Annotated in this window: 29 protein-coding genes; 10 read left to right on the forward strand and 19 right to left on the reverse strand. The window is 42.8% G+C overall.

What is annotated here, in order from left to right; all coding sequences use genetic code 11:
• Positions 1-402: DUF6444 domain-containing protein (locus tag KDK67_RS04235; protein WP_276575062.1), on the reverse strand; the 402-nt coding region annotated here is incomplete at its 3' end.
• Between the two features lie 1,444 nt (positions 403-1,846).
• Between KDK67_RS04235 and KDK67_RS04240 the strand changes: the two genes are divergently transcribed.
• The 5 genes from KDK67_RS04240 to truD all read left to right on the forward strand — a co-directional run bounded on the left by KDK67_RS04240 (position 1,847) and on the right by truD (position 6,975).
• Positions 1,847-2,644 (forward strand): hypothetical protein, encoded by a 798-nt coding sequence (locus KDK67_RS04240; protein ID WP_250867584.1) that lies wholly within the window; start codon positions 1,847-1,849, stop codon positions 2,642-2,644.
• A 507-nt stretch (positions 2,645-3,151) separates the two neighbouring features.
• Positions 3,152-4,072 (forward strand): tetrahydromethanopterin:alpha-L-glutamate ligase, encoded by a 921-nt coding sequence (gene mptN / locus KDK67_RS04245; RefSeq protein ID WP_250867585.1) that lies wholly within the window; start codon positions 3,152-3,154, stop codon positions 4,070-4,072.
• 42 nt (positions 4,073-4,114) lie between these two features.
• Positions 4,115-4,462 (forward strand): peptidyl-tRNA hydrolase Pth2, encoded by a 348-nt coding sequence (gene pth2 / locus KDK67_RS04250; RefSeq protein WP_250867586.1) that lies wholly within the window; start codon positions 4,115-4,117, stop codon positions 4,460-4,462.
• A gap of 15 nt (positions 4,463-4,477) precedes the next feature.
• Positions 4,478-5,644, forward strand: a complete 1,167-nt coding sequence (locus KDK67_RS04255; protein WP_250867587.1) for a transglutaminase-like domain-containing protein — start codon at positions 4,478-4,480, stop codon at positions 5,642-5,644.
• Between the two features lie 11 nt (positions 5,645-5,655).
• Complete coding sequence (gene truD, locus KDK67_RS04260) at positions 5,656-6,975, forward strand: tRNA pseudouridine(13) synthase TruD (protein WP_250867588.1); 1,320 nt, start codon at positions 5,656-5,658, stop codon at positions 6,973-6,975.
• A gap of 118 nt (positions 6,976-7,093) precedes the next feature.
• Here the strand turns inward: truD and pyrG are convergent, their stop codons facing one another.
• Genes pyrG through KDK67_RS04275 form a run of 3 tightly spaced genes read right to left on the reverse strand, consistent with a single transcriptional unit; the run spans position 7,094 to position 9,601 of the window.
• Positions 7,094-8,704, reverse strand: coding sequence for a glutamine hydrolyzing CTP synthase (pyrG, locus tag KDK67_RS04265; protein WP_250867590.1), 1,611 nt, complete (start codon positions 8,702-8,704; stop codon positions 7,094-7,096).
• Positions 8,705-8,723: 19 nt separating this feature from the next.
• Positions 8,724-9,398: a DUF7524 family protein gene (locus KDK67_RS04270; RefSeq protein WP_250867591.1), complete on the reverse strand. Its 675-nt coding sequence runs from the start codon at positions 9,396-9,398 to the stop codon at positions 8,724-8,726.
• 20 nt (positions 9,399-9,418) lie between these two features.
• Entirely contained in the window at positions 9,419-9,601 is a 183-nt protein-coding gene (locus KDK67_RS04275; protein WP_172366610.1) for a methytransferase partner Trm112, read from the reverse strand.
• Between the two features lie 144 nt (positions 9,602-9,745).
• On the opposite strand from KDK67_RS04275, the gene KDK67_RS04280 reads away from it, so the two are divergent.
• A complete protein-coding gene (locus tag KDK67_RS04280; protein ID WP_250867592.1) occupies positions 9,746-10,690 on the forward strand; it encodes a nucleoside recognition domain-containing protein in 945 nt (314 codons plus the stop codon).
• A gap of 44 nt (positions 10,691-10,734) precedes the next feature.
• On the opposite strand, the gene KDK67_RS04285 is transcribed toward KDK67_RS04280, so the two are convergent.
• The 15 genes from KDK67_RS04285 to KDK67_RS04355 form a co-directional block, all read right to left on the reverse strand.
• Positions 10,735-11,085 (reverse strand): F420H2 dehydrogenase subunit FpoO, encoded by a 351-nt coding sequence (locus KDK67_RS04285; protein ID WP_250867593.1) that lies wholly within the window; start codon positions 11,083-11,085, stop codon positions 10,735-10,737.
• A gap of 14 nt (positions 11,086-11,099) precedes the next feature.
• Positions 11,100-12,542 carry a F(420)H(2) dehydrogenase subunit N gene (gene fpoN / locus KDK67_RS04290; protein ID WP_250867594.1) on the reverse strand — a complete coding sequence of 481 codons (1,443 nt, stop codon included), beginning with the start codon at positions 12,540-12,542 and terminating at the stop codon, positions 11,100-11,102.
• 3 nt (positions 12,543-12,545) lie between these two features.
• On the reverse strand, positions 12,546-14,033 hold the full coding sequence (gene fpoM, locus KDK67_RS04295) for a F(420)H(2) dehydrogenase subunit M (RefSeq protein ID WP_250867595.1): 1,488 nt from the start codon (positions 14,031-14,033) through the stop codon (positions 12,546-12,548).
• Positions 14,033-16,030, reverse strand: coding sequence for a F420H2 dehydrogenase subunit FpoL (fpoL, locus tag KDK67_RS04300; RefSeq protein WP_250867596.1), 1,998 nt, complete (start codon positions 16,028-16,030; stop codon positions 14,033-14,035). Before fpoL ends, fpoM begins: the two co-directional genes overlap by 1 nt.
• 2 nt (positions 16,031-16,032) lie before the next feature.
• Positions 16,033-16,335 carry a F420H2 dehydrogenase subunit FpoK gene (gene fpoK / locus KDK67_RS04305; RefSeq protein ID WP_276575063.1) on the reverse strand — a complete coding sequence of 101 codons (303 nt, stop codon included), beginning with the start codon at positions 16,333-16,335 and terminating at the stop codon, positions 16,033-16,035.
• Positions 16,335-16,685, reverse strand: coding sequence for a F420H2 dehydrogenase subunit FpoJ (gene fpoJ / locus KDK67_RS04310; RefSeq protein WP_250867597.1), 351 nt, complete (start codon positions 16,683-16,685; stop codon positions 16,335-16,337). Before fpoJ ends, fpoK begins: the two co-directional genes overlap by 1 nt.
• Positions 16,678-16,959, reverse strand: a complete 282-nt coding sequence (locus tag KDK67_RS04315) for an NADH-quinone oxidoreductase subunit J (protein ID WP_250867598.1) — start codon at positions 16,957-16,959, stop codon at positions 16,678-16,680. Before KDK67_RS04315 ends, fpoJ begins: the two co-directional genes overlap by 8 nt.
• Positions 16,949-17,356, reverse strand: coding sequence for a F420H2 dehydrogenase subunit FpoI (fpoI, locus tag KDK67_RS04320; protein ID WP_250867599.1), 408 nt, complete (start codon positions 17,354-17,356; stop codon positions 16,949-16,951). The genes KDK67_RS04315 and fpoI overlap by 11 nt, the downstream gene beginning before the upstream one ends.
• A 4-nt stretch (positions 17,357-17,360) precedes the next feature.
• The gene (gene fpoH / locus KDK67_RS04325; protein ID WP_250867600.1) at positions 17,361-18,395 is read right to left on the reverse strand and encodes a F420H2 dehydrogenase subunit FpoH; all 1,035 of its coding nucleotides are present in this window, start codon (positions 18,393-18,395) and stop codon (positions 17,361-17,363) included.
• Between the two features lie 5 nt (positions 18,396-18,400).
• The gene (gene fpoD / locus KDK67_RS04330; RefSeq protein WP_250867601.1) at positions 18,401-19,525 is read right to left on the reverse strand and encodes a F420H2 dehydrogenase subunit FpoD; all 1,125 of its coding nucleotides are present in this window, start codon (positions 19,523-19,525) and stop codon (positions 18,401-18,403) included.
• Positions 19,526-19,535: 10 nt separating this feature from the next.
• Positions 19,536-20,012: a F420H2 dehydrogenase subunit FpoC gene (gene fpoC, locus KDK67_RS04335; RefSeq protein ID WP_250867602.1), complete on the reverse strand. Its 477-nt coding sequence runs from the start codon at positions 20,010-20,012 to the stop codon at positions 19,536-19,538.
• A 9-nt stretch (positions 20,013-20,021) separates the two neighbouring features.
• Positions 20,022-20,576, reverse strand: coding sequence for a F(420)H(2) dehydrogenase subunit B (gene fpoB, locus KDK67_RS04340; protein WP_250867603.1), 555 nt, complete (start codon positions 20,574-20,576; stop codon positions 20,022-20,024).
• Positions 20,564-20,959, reverse strand: a complete 396-nt coding sequence (fpoA, locus tag KDK67_RS04345; protein ID WP_011499360.1) for a F420H2 dehydrogenase subunit FpoA — start codon at positions 20,957-20,959, stop codon at positions 20,564-20,566. Before fpoA ends, fpoB begins: the two co-directional genes overlap by 13 nt.
• Positions 20,960-21,201: 242 nt before the next feature.
• Complete coding sequence (locus tag KDK67_RS04350) at positions 21,202-21,708, reverse strand: hypothetical protein (protein WP_250867605.1); 507 nt, start codon at positions 21,706-21,708, stop codon at positions 21,202-21,204.
• A gap of 23 nt (positions 21,709-21,731) precedes the next feature.
• The gene (locus KDK67_RS04355; RefSeq protein ID WP_250867606.1) at positions 21,732-22,151 is read right to left on the reverse strand and encodes a DUF22 domain-containing protein; all 420 of its coding nucleotides are present in this window, start codon (positions 22,149-22,151) and stop codon (positions 21,732-21,734) included.
• 280 nt (positions 22,152-22,431) lie between these two features.
• On the opposite strand from KDK67_RS04355, the gene KDK67_RS04360 reads away from it, so the two are divergent.
• From KDK67_RS04360 to cofH, 4 genes are all read left to right on the forward strand, one after another.
• Positions 22,432-22,593, forward strand: coding sequence for a 4Fe-4S binding protein (locus KDK67_RS04360; RefSeq protein WP_250867607.1), 162 nt, complete (start codon positions 22,432-22,434; stop codon positions 22,591-22,593).
• Positions 22,590-23,867 (forward strand): phytoene desaturase family protein, encoded by a 1,278-nt coding sequence (locus KDK67_RS04365; RefSeq protein ID WP_250867608.1) that lies wholly within the window; start codon positions 22,590-22,592, stop codon positions 23,865-23,867. Before KDK67_RS04360 ends, KDK67_RS04365 begins: the two co-directional genes overlap by 4 nt.
• Positions 23,868-24,000: 133 nt before the next feature.
• Positions 24,001-24,993, forward strand: coding sequence for a 7,8-didemethyl-8-hydroxy-5-deazariboflavin synthase CofG (cofG, locus tag KDK67_RS04370; RefSeq protein WP_250867609.1), 993 nt, complete (start codon positions 24,001-24,003; stop codon positions 24,991-24,993).
• Positions 24,990-26,057, forward strand: coding sequence for a 5-amino-6-(D-ribitylamino)uracil--L-tyrosine 4-hydroxyphenyl transferase CofH (gene cofH, locus KDK67_RS04375; RefSeq protein ID WP_250867610.1), 1,068 nt, complete (start codon positions 24,990-24,992; stop codon positions 26,055-26,057). The genes cofG and cofH overlap by 4 nt, the downstream gene beginning before the upstream one ends.

A 26,057-nucleotide genomic window follows, 5' to 3' on the forward strand; every position in this document is an offset into this window, starting at 1 on the left:
ATCATTGGTCTCTAGAGTTTCAAGTAAACTCTCGCAATTGCTACATTTGTGCACTTCATGAAGTACAATTTCATCAGGATCATCTACCATTCTGAGCGTGGTTCCAGGATGGCCTTTCTGACCACCTGGTTTCTTTCCACTCCTTTTACGTCTGCTTTGTGGGTTTGGCTTCTCATGAACAAAAACATCAGTTGAAGGTGGTTTACTACTATTACGACTGTTTTTGTTGAGTTGGCTTTCTAATTTTTCAACTCGTTCTTCGAGTTCTGTTATTCTAGCAGCCTGTAACTCGATGATCTTTTGTTGTTCAGCAATTATGTCGTATAACGTGGTGACAAGAGTAACAACTGCTTCTGGACCTTGTTCATAAACTGCTAGGATTTCTTTGCGTTTCGTAATCAATCACCTCGTGCCTGGTAAAAACCAGGTTGAATTTCAGGGAGTGACTAAAATAGAGACATAGTATATTGTTTTTTGGTAAAATCAATATCAAGCACTGATGGAATGGTGTTGAGTATTCTAAGTTTATATCAAAAACGCGAGGATGGCTGAATAGTTACGAAAAAACTAGAGTTTACAAAAAGTTTTGGATCAACCCATTTAAAGTAATAAAATTTTTAGAGCTCGGTTTTTTCACGTTACCTATATCCCCGACTTGTTATGCGAGGGATTTGATTTGAACACACAAATCCCATCTAAATCTTAATTTTTACCTTCCTTGTCAGGATGTTAGATATTGAAGAATTACAAATGTACCTTTAATGTCAGGTATAAGCAGTTACACTTCACAAGCGTACATAATTTGACATTCTTGAATGAAATGTTAAAGATAAGGTGATAAGGTGATAAGATGAAGATCTTAATTGCATGTGAGTTATCAGCAACCATAAGAGAAGCAATGCTCATGAGAGGGAAAGGGTGGAAGGGTGGGAATAGGTAGTTTCTGTTGTTTCATGATGGAAATAATATTTTCCACACAAATAATATATATATGATTATTCGCTTTTAAGATAGACGATTTATACCGAGTTAAGTTCTTTTTTGTTACCAGGTTGTATATCAAAATAAATTAATAGTTTTAAAACATATTATCTATTACCGTACCATAAATAGTACGGTGAGGCAGTGAATCAGAAGGTAGAACGCCATTGGGTGTGAAAGCCCATAAATATTCAAAGTTTATTTGGCATTTGTAAATCCTTTAGATCGACCTCAGACATTGGGACAGGGTCGCCCAATGATTGCATGATGAGGTCGGCAATTCGATCCCTGATCACTGCCATTAAATTACTATCCTACTATTTATTTTCAATCCGCTTTGGCTTTATTTTTCCATCCATCTCTATATTCCTTGATTATTTCTTCGAATTTCAAATATATGTGTTGCCATTTTGTAGTACGAATAATTGGCTGTGCGATATAGCCACAACACCCCGTTGCCATATTTTTCTTCGTTACCTATATCCCCTACTTGTTATGCGAGAGATTAGATTTGAACCTACAAATCTATCTAAGTCTTAATATCAACCTTCCTTGTTTAGATGTAGAAGAATTACAAATGTACATATTTTGACAAATTACACATAAATGTCAGTATTAGGGGGAATGACAATGAATAACAAATATGGATTTGCGGGACTTGATTTTGAACCACATGGTATCTTTCCAGTGTTTAATGGAAACTGGTAACTTGCAAGTAGGTGGATTGAAAGGTGGTATCTTGGTATGACTTGGTATTATGACATTGCGTGGGTACACGAACTCCAATAATTCACATTCCTTCATAAAAGCGACATCATAAGGATTTTACGAAATACACATAAAGAATAGCGTTATTATATAATCCATGATTGAATATTCTGATGTTTATGAAAATTATCCACATGTTGAGAAATGGTTCCCTCAAAAATGGATGGAATCTGAAATTGAAAAAAATAAGCATTTGCTCATAAAGCAACTAATTCTTGATGATAAACAATCATTCAAGTTCTTAGATAATCTTGAAGATTGTTTGGAACTCGTGAACGAGGAAATGAGCAAACATAAGACCCATTTCCGAACACTACAGAATACAGATCAATTCAATAGCACATTCGCCGAACTAAAAGTTGGTCGTTTTTTTAAAAATATGGGTTTTAACATTGAATTTGAGCCTTCTCTTAAAAATGGAAAAAAAGCTGATCTAAAAACAGTTCTAAATGATGAAGAATTGTATATAGAAGTTTCAACCAGAAAAGGAATTCCAAAAGGTGAAGTTGTTGAAAACAATCCTTTTGAAATAACAACTATCAAAAAAAGAGAGCCTATAGCGTTCAAAGATAAGATACTAGAAGAAGGTGAACAGTTATTTAAAAACAAACCAGGTATTGTGGCCCTTTATTTACATCCATCCTCTGCACCTGAAAAAAGAAATGTTATACGTGCTTTTGGGTTTGACTTTGTATGGGATAAAGAAAAAGGTATAATTGAATATGGGGAAAGGCACGAAACTCCCATGATTTCGGCTCTCTTGATAATTATTGATCATGCTGATGATTTCACATTGTGCTTGAACCCTAAAGCAGCTAATCCTCTACCAAGTGGCATAATAAAAAAGCTTGGGGAAAATAACGTAGAAATAATAGATCCTGAAATTATAATCTAAACAATTAATTGCCTTGCCTATATCCCCTGCTTGCCATGGGAGGGATTTGATTTGAACCCACAAATCCCATCATGTCTTAATCTTAACATTCCTAATGCGGAAATGTCAGATATAAGGAACAAAAGCAAGGGGGTTATTTTTAGCTATATCTTTTCTATTTTTGTCATTATCTGTTTAATGTCTTACATTTCTTCATTTTGTCTATTCTAACCTTATCATTTCTGGTGCAACTACTGGAAAGAATCTGTACCAATGGTACTATTCATCAAAATAACAACTATGGTGATTGCTATCGATTATAAAAGTAACCGGAAAACTTTTTGCGTTTGCCTCCGGCAACGATTGCGGCACAAAGTGCCGCATGTGGCTTTTTTACCCAGTTCCCTTAGGTACACCTTTAAGAACTTTGCCTAACTATTGAGACATTCAGCTCAAGATCGCTCAAATTTATATAAAGATCGATCACTTTGCGATATATTGATGTACTTATAAAAGATATTCATTCTAATGAAGCATATTGGAATCATCATTACGGACCAGAGCGATCCAACGGCTCAGGCATTTCAGAAGGCTTGTGTGTCGAACGACATAAGACCCCACATGATCGACCTTCGGCAAAGGAACGTCACCGTTGGAGAAAGTCTAAGCTCACAGATCACAGATATTGACATTCAACAACTGGATGCGATAATAGTAAGGGATGTTGGAGCAGGGGCTTTTGATGGGGTTTCGTTCCGTTTCGATGTACTAAGGCAGCTGGAACACGAAGGTGTGCTGATAGTAAATTCCCCGGCATCGATACAGAGCGCTGCCAACAAGTATTATGCATCCAGCCTCATAGCAAAGGCAGGACTACCCATTCCCAAAACAATGGTATTTCAGGACACAGGAGATGCATTGGAGATCCTTGACACCATGGAAGATGCGGTAATCAAGCCTATTTTCGGATATAAGGGGAAAGACATTGTTCGAATAAAGAATGGTGCGATCATCAACAATGATGGAACGATAAATGACTCCGACCTGGAAGGAACAATAGATGCGATCCTTGAGCAGAGAGGAATGCTCCATATACAGAAATATATTGTCAATCCGGGAAGGGACATACGTGCATTCGTAGTCAATGGAAAAGTGATAGCAGCAATATACAGAACTGCACCGGAAGGTGCATGGATCAATAATCTGAGCCAGGGTGGCAATGAGTCCCGCTGCGAACTGTCATCGTATCAGAAGGAACTTTGCATAAAGGCTTCAAGATCAATAGGCACATACTTTGCAGGAGTCGATCTGATAGAGGATATGAATGGAGACAGTGACAAAAGCTTGATACTGGAAATCAATGCTACACCTTCTGTGGCAGGGATTTATAAAGCATGGGGAATTAATGCTGCAGAATATATAGTCAAAGATGTAAGCAGCGAGTTATAATAATGAATATATAATACTCGTTATTCACCGGAGAACTTTCAGATGGCAGAATATAAGCAGTGTATCATTATCAGGGATGACCTGAAACTTTCAAAGGGAAAGCTTGCAGTACAGGTAGCTCATGCTGCTGTATCTGCTGCAGAGTGGGCAAGCAGATCAGATATTGAGAACTGGAAAGAAGGCGGACAAAAAAAAGTAGTATTGCGTGTCGAGAAACTTCAGGACCTTTTCGAACTTAAAGAAAAGGCAAGACGAGAAGGATTATCTACCGCACTGATAACGGATGCAGGACTTACTGAGATAGCTCCCGGAACAGTTACCGTTTTGGGCATAGGTCCTGCCAGAGCGGACTACATCGACAAGGTCACAGGTAACCTTAAACTGGTTTAAGAAAGAGGCTATAGAATGAGATATGTTAGGTCATTGCTGACAACATTGGTTACTATAATGGTAGTTCTAATTGTTGCAATGTTCCTGACATTCGCTTCGACTATAGATGTCGCAGATGTAAAGGATCTGCCGATAAACAATTTGTTTTCAGGTAATAGCAAAGACATTCTGGAGAACGGTGAACTGACCATCCCAAAAGTGTATGGAGAACAAATTACGCCAATAGCGATCAAGCCGCATTCAAGCTCAACGTTTTCACCGGGTTACGAAATATCGACATCTTACCAGCATGCCGGACTTTACAAAGGAACTACAGGGGTATTGGATATCACGGTTGAGAATACTGGACAAACTACTCTTTTCATATACAAATACGGTATAGAGCCCTACGACGGAAGTTTCAGGGGTTATGACACCGGACAAACCATCGAACCGGGAGATGAACAACATATAGGATTAATTTCCATTGAGGTTCCATCGAATACAGACAACGTTGAGATGAAGATCGGATTGGGAATTCTTGCCAAAGGAAGCTCAGGTACATGGTACGATTACGGAACTGAGTTCCTCGATGAAATCGTGATCGATACCGAACCTGTCCCAACAACTACCGAGTTAGAATACTTTTACAATACAGAACCATTCTTTACGGCTACCAATGACAAGATCGACCCACGCAACGAGGACGTTCGGGCAGTTGCTGCATCTGGCATTGCCATGTATCCGGGAGAATATAATGTTTACCAGCTCTGTGCTTTGTTCGATTATGTAAAGAACGATATCAAATACATGAGCGATCCAAGGGGAAATGATTACTGGGCAACTCCAAATGAAACTCTAAAAGTTAAGGCTGGTGACTGTGATGATTCGGCAATTCTCCTTTCATCCCTTATTGAAGCCATTGGAGGTACAAGCCGGTTATATATCACCGACACCCATGTCTTTGCCACTGCATATATAGGAAAAGGTGAAGAAGCCTCGAAGATAACCGATGCTGTGAAAGATAAGTATGGTGGTGTACCTGTCTATTATACGACCGATGAATATGGTTCATGGCTTATAATGGACACAACATCAGGACTTTATGCAGGCGACATTTCTGCAGATGCTACACCTTCCGCAAATGGCTGGAAGTTCACTGATACTGAAGAAGTAATTATCATCGACATAGTCCCCAAATAAAGGAGAGACACATGAATAACGTTCCAAATGTAGAAAAAAAGATAGGCATTGACCTATACACAACTAAAACTCCAGGCATTGGAGGTACACTGCGCCAACAGACCGAGGACTTCGGGGTCATAGAGATCACGAACAGGGAAGAGGGTGCCGAAGGAAAATATCTGATAGTAGAACTTACAAAGCGTAACTGGGAAACCCACCACCTTATCAGGGACCTGACACGGATATTAAGGATCAGCCAGAAACGCATTGGGTTTGCAGGTACCAAGGATAAGAGAGCTGTGACAACACAGAAGATCAGTATCTATGACGTAGATGAGGAAGAAGTACAAAATGTCCATCTTAAAGATACAGAGTTGAAGATACTGGGCCGCTCAAATAAGGGTCTGGAACTTGGAGATTTAACCGGAAATGAGTTCATCATCACGGTAAGAGATATCGACATCGATGAGAATGAGCTTGAGAGCAGGCTTTCCCAGACCACAGCATCCATTAAGGAACAGGGCGGCGTACCTAACTTTTTCGGCATACAGCGGTTCGGAGCATTAAGACCCATAACGCATGTGGTAGGCGAATCAATTGTAAGAAATGATATTGAAAAAGCGGCACTGGCATATATTGCAGCATCATATCCCGATGAACCTGAAGATACACAACAAGTACGCGACCGCGTGTTCGAAACAAGGAACTACATCGAAGGGCTGAAAGAATATCCCCTGCAATTAAGGTATGAACGTGCCATGATGCATCACCTTGTCTCCAGCCCTGAAGACTATGCAGGTTCTTTTGAGACACTCCCGGCAAACATCAGGAAGATGTTCGTCCATGCTTACCAGTCGTACATATATAACACCATAATATGTGCCAGGATAAAGAAGGGATTGCCTTTGAACCGCGCTGTTGTGGGAGATATCGTCTGTTTTAAGAACAAGGCAGGACTGCCTGATAACTCCCGTAATGAAAGGGTCACAGAAGACAATATCGATGGCATGAACAATCTTGTCAGAAGGAACCGGGCCTTTATCACAGCACCTCTAATAGGACATAGCTCAGAACTTGCATCCGGAGTTCCCGGAGAGATAGAGAGAGAGGTCATTGAGGAGTTGAACGTGCCCATCGAAGGTTTCAAGGTGCCTTCCATGGAAGAGCTGAGCTCAAAGGGATTGAGACGAGAGATATTGTTATCAGCGGATCCGAAATACACCATCGGAGAGGATGAACTCAACGAAGGGAAATACAAGGTGACACTTGATTTCAGCCTCCCAAAAGGCAGTTACGCCACAACTATACTGAGAGAATATATGAAGGTCGAACCTTTGAAGATGAGCTGAGCTTTAGCAAGAATAAATTAAGAGCATTTAGAGAAGACAGAGATATACAGAAATAAATAGAATTGTAACACTGATCAAAAGGTGTTACAAATAAGAATATGAAAGGAAGAAAGATCGCTTACTGATCTTTCTTATCTTTGCTCTTTTTAAGCATTGCATCCATAAAGGCCTTGAAGGGTGGGGAAGGCCTGCCAGGTCGGGATTTGAACTCCGGGTGGAATTGGGATGCGAAGTAGAAATCATTTGAAGGGACTTCTGCAATTTCCATCCTGTTCTTGTTCTTTCCGGAAAAGATCATTCCAGATTCTTCGATCCGGTCCACATAGTTAGGGTTTACTTCATACCTATGCCTATGGCGCTCAGTAATGACCGATTCACCGTATATGGATTCAGCAAGAGAACCCTCCTTAAGAGTGGCCTCATAATCACCAAGACGCATGGTAGCTCCCATATCCACTACATCCTCCTGTTCAGGCAACAGATCGATGACCGGATAAGGGGTGTTCTCATCGAACTCACTGCTATTTGCACCTTCGAGCCCAGCGACATTCCTTGCAAACTCTATGACAGCAAGCTGCATACCCAGACAAAGTCCAAGATATGGGATGTTGTTCTCACGGGCATATCTGATCGCGAGCATCTTTCCTTCGGTCCCACGTTCACCAAATCCTCCGGGAACGAGAATTCCGTCAAACCCACTCAATTTTTCGACCTCATTGGAATCGTCATCGAACGCTTCAGCATCGAACCATGTTATATCGAAATTACAACCGGTTTCAATAGCTCCGTGTTTGAGGGATTCCACAATACTGATATATGAATCCTCGAGGTGTGTGTATTTACCGACAATTGCCACATTCACTTTGCCCGTGCAATTGTTCATCCTCACGACCATTTCTTTCCAGCTGGTATCCTCGACCTCAAGTTTGGATTCGAGGAGGAGCTTCTTTAGGAGGAAATTGCTCAGACCCTCATTTTCAAGCTGGAGCGGTACTTCATAAATGTCGGCGGAGTCATGTGCACTAATGACCGCCTCGACAGGCACATCACAGAAAAGAGCGATCTTGGACCGGGTACTTTCCGTAAGTGCTTTTTTGCATCTTGCAACAATTACATGCGGAGTCAGACCCAGTTCCCTTAGTTCTTTAACAGAATGCTGTGTTGGCTTTGTTTTTTGATCCCCTTGAGAGTCAATGGGCACCAGAGTCACATGAAGGAATGCAATATTCTCAGGTGCTTCTTCCCGGTACATCTGCCTTACTGCTTCAAGGAAAGGCATACTTTCAATATCACCGACAGTTCCACCTACTTCAATGAGACAGACATCAGCACCACTTTTAGCAGCGATCCTCCTAATACGACCCTTGATCTCGTTCGTTATATGAGGGATGATTTGTACGGTCTTACCCAGGTATTCACCTTTTCGTTCCTTGTCAATGACCGTCTGATAGATCTTTCCAGTAGTTAGGTTGTGGTCCCTTGTGAGTTCAGTATCAAGGAACCTTTCATAATTACCCAGATCAAGATCGACCTCGCCCCCGTCTTTAAGGACATAGACCTCACCGTGCTGGTAAGGACTCATTGTACCTGCATCAATATTGATGTAGGGGTCGATCTTTATTGCTGTTACCTTATAACCTTTGTTTTTCAGATTCCTGCCGACTGAAGCCGTTGTGATCCCTTTTCCAAGACCACTCATGACACCGCCGGTAACTATGATATATTTCATATGGACTCAACTACCTCAATTACTTTTTCAACGTTGAAAGTTTGATGAACAGATATGCCATCAGTGAAGTGAACAATATAGATAATGCTATGGCGGGATAAAAGCCGATATTAATGCTGTAACTCGTATCGCCTGAAGGTAATGAACGTATCAACATGTAGATAAGAGCTACGATAACAATGGATGACAATACAACGATGATATGTTTTATATTAATTGACTGGTCAAAAGATGAAAGGAGCGTTGAAAACCTGTCTGAGAACTGCATATTGAGATCGTTCTTCCTTTGAACAGGAATTGCCTTCGAGGGTAACGAGAGACTTTCATCGATGTCAATTGGAGCAAGACCATCACCGGACCCTGCACCACCTATTCTCACAGAAAAGCTTTCGGTCTTTGAACCATAGCCAACAGTTACAGACACTTTGCCTTTGTTCACCAGGCGACCATCAAAGGGTATCCTTGCAATGACCGGAATATATTCTTCGTGTGAAACGTAAGGGTTGTCTTCAAGAAATGTCAGATTGTCATAGAAATCGTCACTTGCAGACAGATGAACATGTGTTGGGGTGCCATAGTTGATTATCACGATCTCAAAACTTTGTTCTCCACCAGGAGACAGGGGTATATCCAATATATCTGTTTCAAATTCAATGGAATTAACACCAAGACGGTTAATGTGTACCTGCTGCAAGAATTCAACCTCAGTTTATATTATTCCCGCAATTCTGGAGGGAGCATGTTAGGAATCCCATCCGTGATCGGGTAATATTCATTACATTTTGAACAATAAAGAGTTCCTGAAATAATCTCTTTTTCATCTTCTTTGGTAATATTCAGAACAAGGTCGCCTTTGCATATAGGGCACGCCAAAATATCCATGAGATCTTTCTTCATTTAATTTCACCAGACGAAAAAGCATTGCAATTCATATCAAGGTTTTGGTTTTAGACGGTCCTTTATGATACTACCGAATACACTTGCAATAAGTAGAACGCATGGTAGATAAACTTAATTTACATCTTCTATAATCATACATATATGTTCGATCTGTTCACCCGGGTTCTTGATTTTGCATTCCCCGTCATAATTACAATTTTCATTGGCCTTTTCGGGACAGGTGTTCTAATTGAGATGGGACTCATGCAAAAGCTTTCACGGTTCACAGAACCCATTTTCAAACATACCCATCTTCCACAGGCATGTGCATCCGCATTCATGGTATCCCTCGGATCCACAGTGGCTGCAAATAGCATGGTCATGAAAGTAAAGGACGAGGGGTTTATTGATGATCGCGAAATGATGTTATGTGCTATTTTGAACAGCACACCAGCTTATATAAGAGAGATATTGACCTACCAGATCCCGATAGTCCTTCCTGCACTTGGCCCTATTGTGGGGGGATTCTACGTGATGGTATTCATTATAAGTGCGGTCGTGAAAGTTAGTGTGGTCATAATTCTGAGCAGGATCTGGTTCAAGGAACATAACGGTGCATTAATAGAACCCGAAACGATAGAGAGACCAAAATTAAAAGAGGCTATTCGAAAAGCATTCAACAGACAAAAGAGGCTTTTCACTAAAATAGCCATCATTTACCTTACGATGACCACGCTTGTCTTCGCTTTGAGGGAAAGAGGTGCTTTCGAGACATTCAACGTATTGCCACTGGCAGATATATTTGGAATCCCGGCAGAGAGCATAATTCCCCTTACGACCTATATGGCAAGCCCTATCATTGGAATATCGTTACTGGGACCACTGATAAGTGACGGTGGGATAACATATCTTCAGGCAATGATAGTGCTCATGCTTGGAAGTATGTTCATGCTACCCATACTAAGCATCAGGTCGATCCTCCCACGTTATGTATCCATATTCGGACCTAAGGTCGGTTTTAGGATAGTGGCGTTCTCCACAGGAATGAGCATGGCGATAAGGTTCATCATTTTGATAATACTATTATCAATAGCGAAAATGCAATGAGATAAAAAAGAAAAAAAAGGAAAGGTCAGTATTATTACTGACCTTCAGTGATGTTCACCACACAGTTCATCCTTTTTCTCAAAGGACTCACTGGATTCTTCAAGGCATTTCAGGCATATCTTTCTGGTTTTAACAATAGACCCTTTTGAAAATGAGGGGACGTTTACCCCTACATCTTGCAACTGGGTCTTTGTACCACAAAGATCACATTTTCCAAATGTGCCTGCAGCCACTTTTTCACTAGATTCGTCATAGGCCTTTTTAGCAGCAGCCAGACAGCCGCCACAAAGACCTTTCCATACACCTTCAGGGTAGGATTGCTCAAACCTTGGTGAGAATACCCTTACAGGACATACGGTTGGAATCGATACTCCGCAAAGATCACAATCTGCCATATCTTATTCCTCCATTAGATCAATACACTTGCGGCTTCCATTGCCATGCTTACGAAAGGCTCTGGCCAGATACCTATTACCAATACACCTGCAACTGCAAGAAGCAGTGCAATGACGTATGGAAGTGGTTCTGAGACCCTATCTCCATCAGTTGGTTTTGCATACATGTACCTGACAACCCTTGCATAGTAGTACAGTGAAAGTGCGCTGTTAAGAATAGCGATCACTGCGAGCCATACAAGACCTGACTGGATGGTTGATGAGAACAAGATGAACTTGCTCATGTAACCTGCTGTTGGTGGGATACCGGACAGTGCGAATACGAACACGGTCATACTGAGAGCAGTTATTGGCATTCTCCTGCCAAGACCCTTGAAGTTGTCAAGATGGTCAGCATTTAGAATGTCCTTGTTCTCTGATGTGACCATGTAGACCACAGCTGCTGTTGCAATGAAAGCTCCTGCTTTCATGAAACCGTGTGATAATGCATAGAGGATACCACCAGTTAATGCCATAGGGGTCATGACCACAAATGCCATTGTGATGTATCCTGCCTGTGCAAGAGACGAGTAAGCAAGCATGCGTTTTACACTTGTCTGGGACAGAGCAACGATGTTACCATAGGTCATTGTCAGGACTGCGAGGATAGCAAAAGCGATCTGCCAGTCTGCCTGAAGGGCAATGAGAGCTCCTATGAAAACTTTGAAAGCTGCGATGATACCCATCTTCTTGGAACCTGCTGCCAGAAGCGCAGACACAAGGGAAGGTGCTCCCTGATAGGTGTCAGGTGCCCACATGTGGAATGGCACAAGAGCTATCTTGAAACCGAATCCTGCGATCAGCAGTACAAGGGAAAGAATTCCCATTGGGCTGTTAAGCAGAAGATCGATGTTCTGAGCAATTCCCTCAATGTTGGTAGTGCCAGTTGCACCATAGACATATCCGATACCAAGCAGCAACAGAGCAGCTGAAAGGGAACCTATGATGAAGTACTTCATTGAAGCTTCAATGGAAGCAGGGTTCTTTTTCTCGAAACCTGCAAGACCATAGGTTGCAAGACTTGCCAGTTCGAATGCAACGAACAGAACCATAAGGTCATTCGCAGATGCTACCATCATCATACCGATGGTCGCGAAGAGCACCAGTACATAGTATTCATCTGCATGGTCGTTGCCATCAGTGTATTTTACGGATGCAATACACACAAGGGTCGTAACTGTAAGGAACACTATCTTAAAGAACTGAGATAGTGCATCAATGCTCAGTGAGTTCGAAAACATCACTGCTGTGGTACCAAAGCTGCTGATGGTCAGCAGCATGGCGACGACGCAACCAAGTATTGCTATGTATCCGACTATTTTCTTAGACTGGGCTGACAGGAAAAGACCTGCCAAAAGCACGATCAAGCCTGTTACCAGAATTGTGATCTCAGGTGCAAGTAACATTAGATTCACCATTGCTTACACCCCCATTACAGCCATTAGGCTGACAATATGTTCTGAATTCGTTATCATCATATCCAGCACCGGGCTTGGGTGCCATCCGAAGTACACTACGAGCAGAGCAATAACTCCCATGGAGAACGCCTGATAGGACGAGATATCCACGATATCCCCAAGCTTTTCATTGAAAGTACCAAACATTGCCCTTTGCAATGCCCACAGGTGATATGCTGCTGTAATAACAATAGCCAGCAGAGCGATTATCACGTAAATAGGCATGTTAATGAAACTGAATGTCAACACGAGGAACTCTGCGATAAAACCGGTAAGTCCCGGCAATCCAAGTGAAGCCATGAAACCAAGTACCATGATCACTGTGAGCTTAGGCATCTTCTGTGCAAGACCACCGAGATTATTGATGATACTTGTACCAGTTTTGGTCTGGATCACACCACATGACATGAACATAATGCTCATGATCAAACCGTGTGAGAACTGCTGGAACATTGCACCGGATATTGAAAGGCTCACAAGGCCAGCAGCACCAAGGGTTACGTATCCCATGTGGCTGATACTGGAATATGCGATCATTCTCTTAAGGTCCTTCTGTGCGAGTGCAAGGAATGCACCGTAAATAATGCTTATTGCACCAAGAGCTCCCATGATAGTTATCATAAGGCTTGGAGTTGCTGTGAATGGCAACATTGGAAGCATTACCCTGAACAATCCATATCCACCGATCTTGAGCAATATAAAGAGCACACTGCCTGCGGTAGGTGCTTCAGAATATGCATCCGGTAACCAGGAATGGAATGGTACTACAGGTGTCTTCACAATGAAACCGAACAGCAATGCAAGGAAGATCGCATCCCTGGCAATTTCGGATTCCAAGAACTGGAACTGACCTATAAGGTAAGCCATATCCATATTTGGAACTCCGTTAAGAGACCATGCATTGTAGTACAATCCAAAGATACCCAACAGCATCACAAGAGATGCTACGTGAGTGTAGATGAAGAACTTGATAGCTGCATGTTTCTTGTTGGCTCCTCCCCATATATTGACCATGAAGAACAATGGTACAAGGGTAAGCTCCCAGAATACGTAGAACAGGAAGAAGTCCAGTGATACGAAAACACCGATGACTGCACCCTGCATTGCAAGAATTAGAGCATAGAACCTGTTAGGTGCTGCTCTGACATCATTCCAGGTGTAGATGATCAACAGTGGAATGACTATTGCATTGAGCAATATAAGAGGCATAGAAACACCATCGACACCAAGGTGATAGGTGATACCCAATGAAGGGATCCAGTTAGCCGCTTCTTCGAACTGCATTGCTGCAGATGTACTATCGAATGAGAAGTACATGTACATTGTCAGGACCAGGGTAATAAGAGTACCCACTAGTGCGGATATCCTTGCCTGCTCCTTTGTTTTTGTAAAGAATGTTACGGCTGAGAACAAAATTGGGATCAGCACGATCAAAGATAATATTGGTAACATTAGAAGACCTCCATGATCAGCTTGACCAATATTACCAGTAGTCCGACTCCTGCAACAACTGCTGCTGCATAATCCTGTATAACTCCGGTCTGGAATTTCCTGAGGGAGTCTCCTGCCTCAATAAGGAAGGTACTGGTTCCGTTGACAAGCCAATCCAGCATCTTGTCTGAATAGAAGCTTGCAAGTGCAAGACCTTCATAGATGATCTTTACGGAAAAGATCTCAACAAATATCTGATGCTGATAATATCTGTTATAGAGCAACTTGTAAACAGGATTTTCACTTGATACGATTCTGCTCATGTCAATGACCCTCTTGTTGTAGATCAGATAAGCGATCACAAGACCTGCAACTGCCACGATCAGAGGCATCCAGAGGATAAGAAGTGGTTCGTGCCCATGAGGTCCAAGATGATAGCCACCGAGTTCTGCAAGTGCATTCATATCAAGATGTTCAAAGTTCGATTCAATGAACGTCATGAACTTACCTCTGGTAAGTGCACCGAAGATCACTGCGAAGACACCAAGTGTTGCCAATGGAATTGTCATGGATGATGGGGACTCGTGTCCACCATAATCACTCCTTGGTTTTCCTGTAAAGGTCATGAAGATCAACCTGAAGATATACAGGGATGTCAGGAATGCAGCTGAGATAGCGAACAGGTATGGGATCCAGTTACCGGTCTGTGTTGCGAACACGTATGCGCCTTCGATTATCGGATCCTTACTGAGGAAACCACTGAAACCAATGCTGGTGCCAGGAATACCAAAACCTGCCAATGCAAGTGCTGCTGCAGTCATTGTAGCGAATGTTATAGGCATTACTTTACCTACACCACCGAGCTGCCTCATGTCATGTGTACCTACAGCGTGAATAACACTTCCTGCACAGAGGAAGAGCAATGCCTTGAAGAATGCATGGTTGATGAGGTGGAACATTGAAACTCCAACAGCCTCTGCACCAATAACTGCACCAAGACCAAGACCAAGCACCATGTAACCAAGCTGGCTGATAGTCGAGAAAGCAAGAACTCTCTTAAGATCGTTCATCACTATACCCATTGTTGCTGCGAACAGTGCAGTGAAAGCACCGAGCATTGCAACGACCATCAAAGTACCAGGTGCTGCAAGGAACATTGGGAACGTACGTGCTACAAGATAGACACCGGCTGTAACCATTGTTGCTGCGTGGATAAGTGCTGAAACGGTAGTTGGACCTTCCATTGCATCAGGAAGCCACACATGTAGTGGGAACTGACCTGACTTACCAACCGCACCACCGAAGAACAACAGTGTTACAAGGGTCAAATGACTTACTTCCATACCAAGGATCGTTGAGTTGATCGCAACGAGGTCAGGTATGAACTTGAATATCTCTTCGAACTGAAGGAGATAGACGCCTTCTGGAAGCTTGCCTTCGAGTATTGCGAATATGTCTGCGAAAAGCAAAACGATACCTGCAAGGAACATGACATCTCCGATCCTGGTGGTCAAGAATGCCTTCTTTGCTGCTGAAGCAGCTCCAGGCTTGTGGAACCAGAATCCGATAAGCAAGTATGAGCTAAGGCCAACAAGTTCCCAGCAAACGAAAAGCTGAAGAATGTTGTCTGAAAGGATCAGACCAAGCATTGCTGCTGTGAAGAGTGCGGTCTCTGCAAAGTAACGTGGCTTTGCAGGGTCATGTGACATGTAACCCACAGCATAGATGTGGATAAGCAAGCTCACAAAAGAGACCATTGAAAGCATTACCGCTGCAAGCGGGTCGATCAATATTCCGAGATTGAGTATTGCAAACCAGTGAACAGATTGTGTTACAACATGTCCGGGGTTAGCTAACAGACCTGCTGTGATAGAAAGAGAGATCACACAGGATATCGCTATTGCAATGATCGGAATAATTGCACCACCGGATGGTAACTTCTTCCCAAGGAAGAAAGTCAGCACAAAGGCGAGTGCAGGGAGTAGTGGTATTAAAAATGCAAGATTTTCCATTGCCATTTTTACCACCTCAATATGTTAAGTTTATCGACATCGATCATATCTCGCATCCTGTAAATTGACATGAGTATTGCAAATCCGATAGCTGCTTCTGCTGCAGCAATTGCAATGGAGAACAGAGCAAATACCTGTCCTGTCATATCGTCATTGTAACTTGAGAAGGCAACAAGGTTAATGTTTGCGGAGTTTAGCATAAGTTCCACGCACATCAGCATCCTGATACCGTTCTTATGTGTCATCAAACCATAGAGTCCTATGGAGAACACGATAGCTGAAAGAGCCAGATACCAATTCAATGGGATCATCAGTTATCATCTCCTTTTGCCATGTATATTGCACCGATCAATGAAGAGAGCAATACTATGGAAAGTATCTCAAATGGAATCACAAAGTCTGTGAATATCAATACACCCAGCGCTTTGATGTTACTTTGGTCAGCAATATTCTGAGGAAGCTGATCCACCGTTGTCCACCCGGTACCATATAATGATACAAAGATCACCGCAAGGAACAGAGCCGCGATGGTTAACCTGAACATCGTATCAAGGACCCCTCTCAAAGAAGGTGCCTCTATGTCCAGCAACTTTACGATCTGTTTCTTAGGATGGAACTGGTGAATGAATGAATCCAGAATTGTTGGACGATCATTAGTCATTGTTCTCACGCCCCATTGTTTTCTTAGTCAGCATCACTGCGAACAGTATAAGAACTCCAATTGCTCCTACATACACAAGGATCTGGACAACACCCAAAAACTGTGCATTCAGCATTATGTAAACAGCGGCTACTGTGAACATAGAGATGATCAGTGCAAGTGCTGCACGGACTATATCCCTTGTTACTACTGAAAGGATCGCAAATGAGATCAGTACAAGAGCAACGATCAAGAAAATGATGCCTTCGATTATACCTACCATTTCACTCACCATTCTCCCCTACCGGAGTTTCACGTGCTAACATGTCCGGAGTGTACAATAATTCTTCATGGGTCAATCTGATCACACCAGTTGTGTAGACCTTTGTGCTTGAAAGCGCATCTTTTGGACACTGATCGATACAAAGACCACAGAACATACAGTGGCTAATATCGATAGCAGGGAACCATCTTGTTTTGTCACTGCCTTTGCTGACCCTTGCCCTTACGATCTTGATCGCACTGTTGGGGCAGGTGTTTGCGCAAATACCACAGCCTATACATTTACTTTTATCAAGTTTTTGAAGCCCTCTGAACCTGTCAGGTAATTCGGTGGGCACCTCAGGATACCTTCTGGTAATAGGGGGCTTGTAGATATTCTTAACAGCTCTAACAATATTTTTCAATACCATGGTATCACATTCCCAGGTAAATACCCAGCATTATTGCCCATCCGAGGTTCAATAATGAAAGTGGGAGAAGTCTTTTCCAGCTCAGGTCAACAACCTGATCGATCCTGAACCTTGGAACAGCCCATCTAAGCATGATGATGGTCAGTATAACAAGAGCAACCTTCAACAGATAGAATAATGTTGGAAGGAAAAATCCAAGTATCGTGACATTTGTCAGGAATGAAGGGAGGTTCCAGCCACCGAGGAACAACAATACAACAAGCATTGAACCAAGGATCAGGTGGATATATTCAGCAAAGAAACCAAGGCCGAATCTCATACCAGTATATTCTGTGATCCATCCTGCGACCAGTTCTTCTTCAGATTCGTTCTGATCGAACGGAAGACGACCCATATCGGCCATCAATGCAATAAAGAACACGATGAATCCGAGAGGTTGAAGGAATATGAACCAGATAGGGCTCTGTGCCTGTGCTATCTCAATAATGTTCAATGAACCTACCATTACAGCCACACTGACTATAGTGATACCGAGTGGAACTTCATATCCGATCATCCTTGCAAAGTTCCTGAAAGCACCAAGAAGTGAATACTTGTTGTTGGAACTGTATGCATACATGAAAGCACCGATAATAGAGATCGAAGACACTGCTTCAATATAAAGAATACTTATATCCATCTCAGTACCCACGATCGGGTACTCGACACCGTTGACAAAAACTGCACCGAATGGAATTGCGACAAGCATCATGAACACTGAGCCCATGAGCACGATCGGTGCTGATACGAACAGTAAGCGATCTGCTTTCGATGGGATCAGATCTTCTTTGGTCATCAGCTTGATAGCATCGGCTACAAGCTGGAATATACCAAATGGACCTACATATTTAGGACCAAGCCTGAACTGAATATCGCCTGATAGTTTACGTTCGAACCAGACAACTAACATGGCACCGCCGAAGACCACACCGATCAGACAAAGACCGAGCAGAGTGCGAACCCAGGGATTGAAAAGAATATCTATAACTTCTGAAGACATCATGATCACCTGTCCGCCTCACTTGTACATCCGTCCATACTACCTGCAATTGCAGCCACATCAGCAAGAGTAGTGCCTTTTATCAGTGGAGGCAATGCCTGCATTGTTGGATATACCGGTCCCCTTATCTTTACACGATATGGTTTGTCAGAACCATCTGATACCATATAGAATCCCATTTCTCCACGCGGATCTTCTACCCTGTGGAAAACATCTCCTTCAGGAACTCTCATCACAGGGGTCCTTACACCGTATGATGAATCCTCAAAGAAGAGAGGACCGTTTGGCATCTGATCAAGACATTGTTCGATTATGTACATGCTCTCAAGCATTTCTTCGAGCCTCACATTGATACGGGCTGCGATATCACCGTCAGTAGCTGTACATACTTTGAAATCAAGGTCCTTGTAAACAAGATAAGGCTCATCTTTCCTTATATCGAAAGCGACACCTGTTGCACGAAGTGCTGGTCCTGATAGCCCAAGGTCCCTTGCGGTCTTTGCTTCAAGAATACCGACACCGAAACAACGCTGTTTGTAGATCTCATCATGATTGAACAACCTTTCATAATCGGCGATCTGTTCCCTGAGACTTGCGAACACGGCTGCAGATCTTTCCTTGAATCCTTCAGGAAGATCGTCACGTACACCACCAAACCTGAGGAAGGTGTGTGTAATACGTGCTCCTGTCACCATGTCCATCAAAGAAAGAATATCTTCCCTCTCCTTGATCGTATACATGAACATTGATACGAAACCAATGAACGCGCCGAACTCACCCATTCCAAGAAGGTGGCTCTGTAATCTTGACAGTTCTTCAACAATAACCCTGATATACTGGGATCTTTCAGGAACTTCAATGTCTGCAAGTTTTTCAACAGCACCAACATAAGCCTCTTCGTTTGTCATTGCTGTAAGATAACAGATCCTGTCAACGATAGGTATGCCTTGAAGGTACGTTTTGTTTTCTAAGATCTTTTCAATACCCTTGTGAATAAATCCCAACTCGATATCAGCATCGACCACGGTTTCACCTTTAAGTTTCAGGTTTAACCTAAATGGTCCTGGTTGCATCGGATGTTGAGGTCCAAGGTGAACGATCATTTCTGATGGGCCAACTGTTTCATCCATATTTATACCCTCACACCAAATTTCTGGCAGTTCTGTTCGGGAAGCCTTCATAATCCTTTCTCAAAGGCCAATCTCCCATCAATTCATCTGGAAGGACCAGAGGTTTGAGGTAGGGATGATTGTTAAATTTAACACCGAACAGTTCGTATGTTTCTCTTTCATACCAATTTGCATTCCAATAAACAGGAACTATAGACTCGATCTCCGGAGCATCACGAGGAAGCTTAACTTTGATGGTCATTAGAACAGAGTGATCATATGAACCAATATGATAGACCACCACGATCTCGTTCCTTTTAGGATAATCTACAGCAGTCTCGCTTGAGAGATGATCAAATAAAAGTTCATCTTTCATGTACTGGCAGACTTCCACGATCTTTTCCGGTTCCAGATAAGCAGAGACCCTGATATCAGAATCCACTTTTGCATCCACGAGGGAGTCCTGGAACTTATTAACCAATGAATCAATAATGCTTTTTGCATCCATGTGATCACCTCAATAATCCGTCCCATGGTCCTTCTTGGCCATGATCTTCTTCTGAAGCTCAATGAATCCCTGAAGCAGGGCTTCCGGCCTTGGCGGACATCCTGGAATAAAAACATCTATAGGGAACATTTTATCGATGTTCTGCACTGTGCTGTAAGATTCATAGAAAGGACCACCACTAATAGAGCAGTCACCCATGCAAATTACCCACTTTGGTGCAGCCATCTGTTCCCAGAGCGTATTAAGAGCAGGAAGGTATTTCTTTGTCACATATCCACTAATGATCATGACATCTGCAGCCCTTGGGGAATTACGTGGTATAATACCGAACCTGTCAGTATCATAGTGTGCACAACCTGTAGCGATCATTTCCACACCACAACAACCCATTGGCTGGGTCAGGAACCACAGAGAGTTCTTCCTACCCCAGTTAATTACATCCTGGGCCTTTGTCTTTTTCAAGAATTCAGTGATAGCCATGGAAGTGGTGGTGATTACACCGGGGACCTCTTCCACATACTCCTCCTGATTCCCTACTGTTTCGTTATCGTTTAATTCATCCATTTAAGAGCACCCTTCTTCCATAAGTATGCATATCCGAACAACAGAACAAAAATGAAGATAAGCATCTCAACGATCGCTGTTACCATATCGACAGAGGTACCCTGATAGATCATTGCCCATGGGTACAGGAAAAGAACTTCGATATCGAACAGAACAAATGCTATCGCATAAAGATAATACTCAACATTGAACTGTATTCGCGCATCTCCTAACGGATCTGAACCACATTCATAGGTCGTGTATTTGTTAGGTGATTTGCTTCTGGGGCTTACCAACTTAACCATAGCCATCGTTGCCGGAGGCATCAGAAGCGAAACAACAAGAAACACAGCAACCGGAATGTAACTATTGATAATACTGCTACTATCGATTATTACTGACATTGAATCACCTGAAGATTAATAATCGTAGATATAGTATTCTCTATATAACTATTTCCAAAAAACACACATTCATAACAAAACATGACGAAATATTAACAGGAGAAGAATAGAAGGACTGTGCGGATTTTGAATAGAAATTTAGCAGAAAAACGCAGATTTAAACTTATTACAAGTACCAAAAGTACGTATTCAGTAAAATTTAAAAAAGTCAAAGAAAGCAGGATATACCTGCTTTACAAATATCAGATCATCTTTGGAGAGTAATACTTCTTGACCATTTCGCCACAATTGGAACAAGTTATCACAAGCCACTCACCCACTTCTTCAGTTTCATACATATCAAAGATTGAGGAATCACAGCTCGGACAAGTGTAATATTCCTTGAAATAATAATGATAGAACTGTGGCGTCTTCTCAAGCCAATCAAGCACCTCATGCATTCGTTCAAAATAACGCTGCTTTGAGGGCGTCTTAGTCTCATGAAGAGCATCATCTGCCCGTTCAGAAGCATCTACAGTATACTTGTGTGATTTAGAGAGGATCTTCTTGTAATCACTCACATATCGACTAGTGCTATCAAGATAGTGCAGATAGCCTTCATGCGCCTTCGGTTTTGTAGCATCACTCACCGTTTTCATGAAATACTCGCTCATCACATCTTCCATGATATCGGCACAGGAGGTACAGATATTATAGCCCTCATATTGCTTGAAATCCTGATCCTCCCCACAGATCACGCATTTTTCCATTTAAAAACCCCCTTTGGATCAGTTCATTTTACAAGAACAGGTTTCATAGCTTCCCTTGTGAACATGATAGGGAAGACATTCAATACCCCAAGCAGGTCCCCTGCCCTAACCTTCCCGGTCTCCTGTCCGAATACATAAGCATGATTGATGGTACGCGGACTTTCAACAAGGCAATTCCCTTCCTTTGAAGAGACCTTCAGAACGGAAGCGACTGCATGATAAGTGAACGCACATGGAATTGCAAGTGTGTCAGCATCCAATGTGACTTCCTTAATTGCGATCTTCTTATATTCGCCAGCACGAAGTTCCAGGTCCTCATCAGATATCACCATCTTCCACTTTGCGCGGGTGGCGATAGTAAATTCATAAGGCGCAGCCTTGAACTTCTTCGAAACCATTTCACCGTCTTTACGAGCTACTACTTGTATAGTTTCCGTGGACATGTATATCACCAAAGTATAATCTGACATATTACTATAAAAGGATTGTCATTATTGATAATGATAATTAGAGTACATTGCCAAATACAAAACAGACCAACAAAAAAACTATACGCCCACACATAATAGTACAATAAAGATAGAACGCATCAGTATTAATACATTGCTTATGTTACAGGACACACATAAGACAACATCAAAATATTGTATTACACTTCCATAAATTAGAACAAAATACTTTTACTATTAAGGAACTAAAAGAACTCCAACTCGAGGAAGATTCATGAAGATCAACGACAACTGTGTTGGATGCGGCCAATGTACAGCATTTTGTAAAATAGATGCAATCATCGTAAAAAGTAAGGCACACATCACCGATACATGTGTAAATTGTGGCGTATGTGCAACATATTGCCCCATGAAAGCGATTGAGGCAGATGAATGAAGGCCATCGTTATCGGATCCGGACTGGGAGGGTTGCTCAGCGCAGCCAAACTATCCGGAGCAGGTTATGAAGTAGAAGTGTTCGAACGCCTCGCAATGATCGGAGGAAGGTTCACGAACTTCAACATCAACGGTTATCAATTGACCACCGGCGCACTTCACATGCTACCCCATGGACCAACCGGACCACTTGCACACCTTATCAAAGAAGTCAATGCCGATGTCATTATTGAAAGACAGGATGATACCGCTTTCATGAGAATACATGAAGACCTTGAGAAAGGAATATACAAAGATGTCCCATTTGGGAAGTTCGGTTCGACCTTTTCAGCATGGAACCGCATAAAACTTGCATTATTATTACTCTCGACCAGAAAATGGTCACCTAAAAACTGCTCTTTTGGAGAATGGATAACAAAGAACCTTAACATGCCCATTGCCCATCAGATGGCAGACTCGTTCTGTGGCTGGGCACTGAGCCTGAAAGCAGCAGATACCCCAGTAGAAGAGGCCTTTGAGATATTCGAGAACCTCTATCGACACGGAGGCCCGGGAGTCCCGATAGGCGGCTGTAAAGCAGTCACCGATGCCCTTGCAGACGTTGTAAGGAGAAACGGCGGGAGCATAGAGACAAAAACAGAGGTCACAGAGATATTGGTGGAGAACGGAAAAGCCGTTGGCGTGCTAATTGATGGACAAAAGCACATGGCAGACATCGTCATCAGCAACATTGGACACCCATTCACAAATGACCTTTGCAAAGATGCACCCACCACAACCCAATATGAGCAATACCTTGACAAGATAAGAACGATAAACCCCTCTGCCGGAGTGAAGATATGTCTTGCTGCCAATGAACCTCTCATAGGTCATGGAGGAGTGCTTTTCACGCCATCGGCAAAAAGGGTCAATGGTATCAATGAGGTCACTAACATCGACCCGAACCTCGCACCCCCGGGAAAACATCTGGTCATGGCACACCAGACAGTGCAATGGGACAGGATACCCTACCTCGAAGAAGAGATCGACATGGGGATAGCGGACCTCGAAAGAATATTCCCGAACAAGGACTACGAGATAATTCTCGCACAATCATATTACGACGGCTGGCCTGTCAACAGGTCTTCATCAGGAACCGATATTGGCAATACCACTCCGATAGAAGGACTGTATGTGGTCGGAGATGGTGCAAAGGGCAAAGGTGGGATCGAGGTGGAAGGGGTCGCCCTTGGTGTCAAAAATACAATGAACATCATTTTAGGCGAAGGAAATTGATCATTTCGCCCGTTCCTTTTTTATTATTTATTTTCAGGCAATTTCAAGAATATTAGATAGTTCCCAACAAAAATCTATTAGTTGGAACCTTCAATTAAGCTTATGTACTAAATCCTTCATTCATTGACCAATTATGCCCGAATTTGTGACATTCTCGCGCAATGTTTTCATTCCTGTTACCAATATTTGCAGGAACCATTGCGGCTACTGCACCTTTAGGCGCGATGCCGGACATCCTGAAGCCCGCCTAATGAACATATCAGAGATAAGGCAGATCCTTGAAAAAGGAGAAAAGGCAGGATGTACTGAAGCCCTTTTTGTTTTTGGAGAATATGCTGAAGAAGTTCCGGAATATCTACTGGAACTTGAAAAGCTTGGATATTCCAGCACTGTTGAGTATGTCGCGGACCTTTGCGAGCTTGCTATAGAAATAGGACTACTGCCGCATACCAATGCCGGCATCCTTACCCAGCATGAGCTCGAGATATTAAAGCCTTTGAACATAAGCATGGGCCTTATGCTGGAAACCACTGCTGAACTGAAAGCACATTCCGAATCTCCTGGAAAAGCCCCATCCACCCGCATAGAGATGATAAGGACCGCCGGAAAGTTACAGATACCATTCACCACAGGCATACTGGTGGGTATCGGGGAAACAAAGGCTGACCGCAAACGTTCACTCAATGTCATTGCGGATATGCACAGGGAATTCGGACACATACAGGAAGTCATAATCCAGAACTTCATGCCAAAACCTGACACCCCAATGGCAGACCATGCCCCACCATCAAAAGAAGAAATGATAGAAACCGTTTCCATTGCAAGGGAAATACTACCGGATGATGTTGCAGTTCAGGTCGCGCCAAACCTTATCGACCCATATATATTGATAAAAGCAGGCGCATCTGACCTTGGAGGAGTATCCCCCACAACCATTGACTGGATAAATCCGGAAGCTGAGTGGCCGGATGTCATCGAGCTTCAAAGGATGACAAAAGAAATAGAACTTAGAGAAAGATTGCCCATATACCCACAGCATATAAAGAAAGGATGGTACAGCAGCAACCTTTCCGACCTGATAGAAACACTTACTGATAAAAACGGATTTAAGAGGAAGCAGCAATGATCCCCGAAGATATCTTAGAAAGAGCATATCAGGGTACTACTACCAAAGAAGATGCTCTTACCCTACTGAAAATAAAACCCTTTGAACTGTTCGCACTTGCAGACCAGATCAGAGCTGAAACCGTTGGAGATAACGTCACCTACATCATCAACCGTAACATCAATTTCACGGACATATGCATCGGAACATGTGGTTTCTGTGCATTCAAAGATAAAAAAGGATATCTACTCTCCATTGACCAGATAAAGGAAAAAATAAAGGAAGCCCATGTTTCCGGTGCGACCGAAGTCTGCATCCAGGGTGGATTGCTACCTAATGCAGATATAGACCTCTATATTGATATTCTCAGAGCGGTCAAGTCCGAATATCCACACCTCCACACCCACTGCTTCTCCCCAATGGAGATCAATCATGCTGCAAGGGCCAGCGGTCTTTCAGTCGAAGAAACACTGAAAAAGCTCAAGGATAACGGATTGAACACAATGCCCGGAACCGCAGCGGAAATTCTTGTAGACAAAGTACGAAAGATCATCTGCCCGGACAAGTTAACAAGACAGGAATGGATAGACACTGTGACCCTTGCCCACAATATAGGAATTCAGACCACTGCAACAATGATGTACGGCCACGTGGATACGTGGGAGGACAGGATCGACCACATCCTCACCATCAGGGAAATTCAGAAGGAGACAGGCGGCTTCTCTGAGTTCGTACCCCTTTCGTTCATGCCTTACAATAACCCCATAGGCGAGAAAATGCTGGAAGAAGGCAGATTCATGAACACCGGTATAGACGACCTAAAGGTCTATGCCATTGCACGCATATTGCTCAATACGCACATCGACAACATACAGACAAGCTGGGTTAAACTTGGAAAGAAGCTTGCACAAATAGCGCTGTCCTGTGGTGCGAACGACATGGGTGGCACGCTCATGGAAGAAAGTATTTCAAGATCAGCAGGAGCATTCAGTGGAGAAGTCATCTCTGTGGAAGAACTGGAATGGATCATAAGGGCCACAGAAAGGACACCAGTTCAGAGAGACACCCTTTACAGGAGCATATGA

The sequence above is a fragment of the Methanococcoides seepicolus genome (assembly GCF_023684405.1).
In the GTDB taxonomy this organism is placed as follows: domain Archaea; phylum Halobacteriota; class Methanosarcinia; order Methanosarcinales; family Methanosarcinaceae; genus Methanococcoides; species Methanococcoides seepicolus.

Coding starts and splice junctions, on each gene's coding strand:
- fpoI (WP_250867599.1), bottom strand. CDS start 17,356: ATGGTATTGAAAAATATTGTTAGAGCTGTTAAGAATATCTACAAGCCC.
- fpoH (WP_250867600.1), bottom strand. CDS start 18,395: ATGTCTTCAGAAGTTATAGATATTCTTTTCAATCCCTGGGTTCGCACT.
- fpoJ (WP_250867597.1), bottom strand. CDS start 16,685: ATGACTAATGATCGTCCAACAATTCTGGATTCATTCATTCACCAGTTC.
- fpoM (WP_250867595.1), bottom strand. CDS start 14,033: ATGTTACCAATATTATCTTTGATCGTGCTGATCCCAATTTTGTTCTCA.
- fpoL (WP_250867596.1), bottom strand. CDS start 16,030: ATGGCAATGGAAAATCTTGCATTTTTAATACCACTACTCCCTGCACTC.
- pyrG (WP_250867590.1), bottom strand. CDS start 8,704: ATGAAATATATCATAGTTACCGGCGGTGTCATGAGTGGTCTTGGAAAA.
- KDK67_RS04365 (WP_250867608.1), top strand. CDS start 22,590: ATGAAGGCCATCGTTATCGGATCCGGACTGGGAGGGTTGCTCAGCGCA.
- fpoD (WP_250867601.1), bottom strand. CDS start 19,525: ATGGATGAAACAGTTGGCCCATCAGAAATGATCGTTCACCTTGGACCT.
- mptN (WP_250867585.1), top strand. CDS start 3,152: ATGAAGCATATTGGAATCATCATTACGGACCAGAGCGATCCAACGGCT.
- KDK67_RS04315 (WP_250867598.1), bottom strand. CDS start 16,959: ATGGTGAGTGAAATGGTAGGTATAATCGAAGGCATCATTTTCTTGATC.
- fpoA (WP_011499360.1), bottom strand. CDS start 20,959: ATGTCAGTAATAATCGATAGTAGCAGTATTATCAATAGTTACATTCCG.
- truD (WP_250867588.1), top strand. CDS start 5,656: ATGAATAACGTTCCAAATGTAGAAAAAAAGATAGGCATTGACCTATAC.
- KDK67_RS04255 (WP_250867587.1), top strand. CDS start 4,478: ATGAGATATGTTAGGTCATTGCTGACAACATTGGTTACTATAATGGTA.
- fpoC (WP_250867602.1), bottom strand. CDS start 20,012: ATGGATGCAAAAAGCATTATTGATTCATTGGTTAATAAGTTCCAGGAC.
- fpoN (WP_250867594.1), bottom strand. CDS start 12,542: ATGGTGAATCTAATGTTACTTGCACCTGAGATCACAATTCTGGTAACA.
- cofG (WP_250867609.1), top strand. CDS start 24,001: ATGCCCGAATTTGTGACATTCTCGCGCAATGTTTTCATTCCTGTTACC.
- KDK67_RS04280 (WP_250867592.1), top strand. CDS start 9,746: ATGTTCGATCTGTTCACCCGGGTTCTTGATTTTGCATTCCCCGTCATA.
- KDK67_RS04350 (WP_250867605.1), bottom strand. CDS start 21,708: ATGGAAAAATGCGTGATCTGTGGGGAGGATCAGGATTTCAAGCAATAT.
- KDK67_RS04285 (WP_250867593.1), bottom strand. CDS start 11,085: ATGGCAGATTGTGATCTTTGCGGAGTATCGATTCCAACCGTATGTCCT.
- cofH (WP_250867610.1), top strand. CDS start 24,990: ATGATCCCCGAAGATATCTTAGAAAGAGCATATCAGGGTACTACTACC.
- pth2 (WP_250867586.1), top strand. CDS start 4,115: ATGGCAGAATATAAGCAGTGTATCATTATCAGGGATGACCTGAAACTT.
- KDK67_RS04360 (WP_250867607.1), top strand. CDS start 22,432: ATGAAGATCAACGACAACTGTGTTGGATGCGGCCAATGTACAGCATTT.
- fpoK (WP_276575063.1), bottom strand. CDS start 16,335: ATGATCCCATTGAATTGGTATCTGGCTCTTTCAGCTATCGTGTTCTCC.
- KDK67_RS04240 (WP_250867584.1), top strand. CDS start 1,847: ATGATTGAATATTCTGATGTTTATGAAAATTATCCACATGTTGAGAAA.
- fpoB (WP_250867603.1), bottom strand. CDS start 20,576: ATGGATGAATTAAACGATAACGAAACAGTAGGGAATCAGGAGGAGTAT.
- KDK67_RS04275 (WP_172366610.1), bottom strand. CDS start 9,601: ATGAAGAAAGATCTCATGGATATTTTGGCGTGCCCTATATGCAAAGGC.
- KDK67_RS04355 (WP_250867606.1), bottom strand. CDS start 22,151: ATGTCCACGGAAACTATACAAGTAGTAGCTCGTAAAGACGGTGAAATG.